General features: G+C 62.9%; 5 protein-coding genes. 4 read left to right on the top strand and 1 reads right to left on the bottom strand.

The window, feature by feature from the left end:
• Both metK and EN994_RS20495 read left to right on the top strand, forming a co-directional pair.
• The coding region (metK, locus tag EN994_RS20500) for a methionine adenosyltransferase (protein ID WP_127307764.1) at window positions 1-861 on the top strand (861 nt) is incomplete at its 5' end.
• Window positions 862-884: 23 nt separating this feature from the next.
• A complete protein-coding gene (locus tag EN994_RS20495; RefSeq protein ID WP_024503462.1) occupies window positions 885-1,586 on the top strand; it encodes a tRNA (guanosine(46)-N(7))-methyltransferase TrmB in 702 nt (233 codons plus the stop codon).
• A 66-nt stretch (window positions 1,587-1,652) separates the two neighbouring features.
• On the opposite strand, the gene EN994_RS20490 is transcribed toward EN994_RS20495, so the two are convergent.
• Complete coding sequence (locus EN994_RS20490; RefSeq protein ID WP_013527898.1) at window positions 1,653-1,820, bottom strand: hypothetical protein; 168 nt, start codon at window positions 1,818-1,820, stop codon at window positions 1,653-1,655.
• A gap of 299 nt (window positions 1,821-2,119) precedes the next feature.
• On the opposite strand from EN994_RS20490, the gene rimP reads away from it, so the two are divergent.
• On the top strand, window positions 2,120-2,764 hold the full coding sequence (gene rimP / locus EN994_RS20485) for a ribosome maturation factor RimP (RefSeq protein ID WP_013527897.1): 645 nt from the start codon (window positions 2,120-2,122) through the stop codon (window positions 2,762-2,764).
• A 49-nt stretch (window positions 2,765-2,813) separates the two neighbouring features.
• Window positions 2,814-4,148 (top strand): transcription termination factor NusA (gene nusA / locus EN994_RS20480; protein WP_127307763.1); only part of this gene is annotated, 1,335 nt, incomplete at its 3' end.

Below are 4,148 nucleotides of genomic sequence, written 5' to 3'. Positions count from 1 at the left end.
GTCGACAACGCTGCCGACCGTCAGGGCGAAGAGGGTGCCGGCGACCAGGGCATCATGTTCGGTTATGCCTGCCGCGAGACGCCGGATTTGATGCCGGCGCCGATCTACTACAGCCACAAGATCCTCGAACTGCTGGCTGCTGCCCGTCACGAAGGCAGCGGTGAAGCCGGCAGGCTCGGGCCGGATGCCAAGAGCCAGGTCACCGTTCGCTATGTCGATGGCAAGGCCGCCGAGGCGACGCAGATCGTGCTGTCCACGCAGCATCTCGATGCGAGCTGGGATTCAAAGAAGGTCCGCAAGGTCGTCGAACCCTATATCCGCGAGGCGCTGGGCGACCTCAAGATCGCCGACGATTGCATGTGGTACATCAATCCGACCGGCAAGTTCGTCATCGGCGGGCCGGACGGCGACGCCGGCCTGACCGGCCGCAAGATCATCGTCGACACCTACGGTGGTGCCGCACCCCATGGCGGCGGCGCTTTCTCCGGCAAGGACACCACCAAGGTGGATCGTTCGGCAGCCTATGCGGCGCGCTACCTGGCCAAGAACGTGGTGGCGGCGAAACTCGCCGACCGCTGCACCATCCAGCTTTCCTACGCCATCGGCGTCGCCCAGCCGCTGTCGGTCTATGTCGACTTGCATGGTACCGGCAAGGTCGACGAGGCAAAGCTCGAGGACGCGCTGCGCACGGTGATGGATCTGTCGCCGTCGGGCATCCGCCGTCACCTCGATCTCAACAAACCGATCTACGCCAAGACGTCGTCCTACGGCCATTTCGGCCGCAAGGCCGGCCGTGATGGGTCTTTCTCCTGGGAAAAGACCGATCTCGCCAAGGCGCTCAAGGACGCGGTCGCCGCCTGACAGCGGCGCCGCGAAGTCCCGCCATGGATCCGAAGGACAGACCAAGCCGCGCGACCGAAGCCTTTTTCGGTCGCCGGCGCGGCAAGACCATGCGTCCGCAACAGGCGGCCGCGCTGGAAAGCGGCTTCGGTGTATATCGGCTCGATCTGGCGGCCGAGCCGCCGGCCGATCTGCAAACTCTGTTTCAGACCGATGTCAGCGCGGTTCGCCTCGAGATTGGCTTCGGCGGTGGCGAACATCTCCTGCACCGCGCGACCGAGGCGCCTTCGATCGGCTTTATCGGCGTCGAGCCCTTCGTCAACGGCATGGCCAAGATGATGATGGCGGTGCGCGAGAAACCGCTCGCCAATCTGCGGGTTTATGACGACGACGCCACAAGGCTGCTCGACTGGCTGCCGCAGGCCTCGCTCGGCGGCCTCGATCTGCTCTATCCCGACCCCTGGCCGAAGAAGAAACACTGGAAGCGACGTTTCGTAAGCCCGGTCAATCTCGAGCGGTTCGCGCGCGTGCTGAAGCCTGGTTCAAAATTCCGCTTCGCCTCCGACATCGACACTTATGTCAACTGGACCTTGCTGCATTGCCGCGCGCATGGCGCGTTCGCATGGCAGGCTTGCGAGGCGGCGGACTGGCACCGGCCCTATGATGGTTGGCCGGGCACCCGTTACGAGGCCAAGGCCATTCGTGAGGGCCGGCGGCCGGCCTATCTTACCTTCATTCGGAAATAGGCTCGCGGTCTTAGAGCAATTCCAGGAAAAGTGTGAAACGGTTTTCCGTCCGGAATTGCGTCAAAGCTAGAATCGGCGGCCGATGCGATCGAAGGCGGCAGGCTCGACGCCGAGGTTGCGCAGGTCGTCGGCGCGCGGCCTGCGACCGGCTTCTACGGCCCGTGAAGCGGCCACGGCGCTGCCGAATACGGTGAAGAAGTCGCCTATTGCAGAAAATATCTTGCGATTGCTCATGATCATGTCCTTTCGCGCACGTGTGACGCACGGCCACCTTTGTGCAGCGCAGCGTAAGTAGGTGCGTTTCAGCGCCAATCCCATTGGGGCCGCCGCATGGGCGCCATGCGCTCCATGCAACGCTGGCGGGGGCCACCTCGATGGCAGCGTTGCCCGACCAGCATAGCGGGCTTGAAACACAGGCCGCGATCGTCTATATCAGCCTCAAATTCTTGGTCGGTATGACGAAGAGTGGGTCCACCCGGTCCCGCTCTTTTTTATTACCTGCCGATAACTTGGTAGAGAACGACAGGGCTTCAATGACTGCAACGGCAAGCGAGGGCGACGATCGCATCATCCGCGAAAGCGGCATCGATGCGCGCATCGCGCTGATCGTCCAGCCGGTTCTGCGCGGCATCGGCTTCCGCCTCGTGCGGGTGCATCTGTCGGGCCAGAACGGGCTGACGCTGCAGATCATGGCCGAACGCGAGGACGGCACCATGACCGTCGAGGATTGCGAAGAGGTCAGCCGCGCGGTGTCGCCGGCGCTCGATGTCGATGATCCGATCGAAAAGGCCTACCATCTTGAAGTCTCGTCGCCCGGCATCGACCGGCCGCTGGTCCGCAAATCGGATTTCACGACCTGGACGGGTCATCTGGTGAAAATGGAAACATCGATCGTCGTCGCCGACCGCAAGCGCTTCAAGGGCAAGATCGCCGAAGCCGGCGAAGACGATGTGCTGATCGAGCGCGACAAGGCAGCCTATGGCGAGGAGCCGACGGTGCGCGTCCCCTATGACGCGATTGCCGATGTGCGCCTGATCCTGACCGACGATCTCATCCGCGATGCCCTGTCGAAGGACAACAGGGCGCGCAAGGAAGCCAAGAAGCGCCGTGGCGAACCGGACGACGACGAGTCGGGTGCGGAAGCGGACGCCACGGAAGAACACGAACAGGAACTATGATTGAGCTGCCGGGCGCAAAGGTCCGGCAAACAAGCTCGGGAGAAAAACGATGGTTGTAAGCGCCAACAGACTTGAATTGCTGCAGATCGCCGACGCGGTCGCGCGTGAAAAGTCGATCGACAAGTCGATCGTCATCGCCGCCATGGCCGATGCGATCCAGAAGGCGGCGCGCTCGCGTTACGGTCAGGAGACCAACATCCGCGCCGACATCAACCCGAACACCGGTGAGATGAAGCTGCAGCGGCTGATGGAAGTGGTCGAGAAGGTCGATGACTACGCCACGCAGATCGCCATTTCCTCGGCTCGCGAGCGCAATCCCGACGCCCAGCTCGGCGACTTCATTGCCGAACAGCTGCCGCCCATGGATTTCGGCCGCATCGCCGCCCAGTCGGCCAAGCAGGTCATCGTCCAGAAGGTCCGCGAGGCCGAACGCGACCGCCAGTATGACGAGTACAAGGACCGCATCGGCGAGATCGTCAACGGTACCGTCAAGCGCGTCGAATACGGCAATGTCATCGTCGATCTCGGCCGCGGCGAAGCGATCATCCGTCGCGATGAGCTGATCCCGCGCGAGAACTACAAATATGGCGACCGCGTCCGCGCCTATGTCTACGATGTGCGCCGCGAGCAGCGCGGCCCGCAGATTTTCCTGTCGCGCACCCATCCGCAGTTCATGGCCAAGCTGTTCACCATGGAAGTGCCGGAAATCTATGACGGCATCATCGAGATCAAGTCGGTCGCCCGCGACCCAGGTTCGCGCGCCAAGATCGCCGTCATCTCGCGGGACTCATCGATCGATCCGGTCGGCGCCTGCGTCGGCATGCGCGGCAGCCGCGTCCAGGCGGTCGTCGGCGAATTGCAGGGTGAGAAGATCGACATCATTCCGTGGTCGCCTTCTGCGGCGTCCTTCATCGTCAATGCGCTGCAGCCGGCGGAAGTCGCCAAGGTCGTGCTCGACGAGGATGCCGAACGCATCGAAGTCGTGGTTCCCGACGACCAGCTGTCGCTGGCCATCGGTCGCCGCGGCCAGAACGTGCGTCTGGCTTCGCAGCTGACCGGCTGGGATATCGATATCCTGACCGAAGCCGAAGAATCCGAGCGCCGCCAGAAGGAATTCGTCGAGCGTTCGTCGCTGTTCATGGAAGCCCTCGACGTCGACGAGATGGTCGGCCAGGTGCTGGCCTCCGAAGGCTTCACCAGCGTTGAGGAAGTCGCTTATGTCGATTCCGGCGAGATCGCCTCTATCGATGGTTTCGACGAGGACACCGCTTCGGAGATCCAGACCCGCGCCCGCGAATATCTGGAGAAGATCGAGGCCGAGCACGACGACAAGCGCAAGGCGCTCGGCGTTTCGGACGAATTGCGCGAAATCCCCGGCGTCACC

Source organism: Mesorhizobium sp. M7A.F.Ca.CA.002.09.1.1, assembly GCF_003998555.1.
Lineage (GTDB): Bacteria > Pseudomonadota > Alphaproteobacteria > Rhizobiales > Rhizobiaceae > Mesorhizobium > Mesorhizobium ciceri.
Note: the sequence above shows the minus strand (reverse complement) of the source record. Positions and strands in the feature narration are given on the sequence as shown.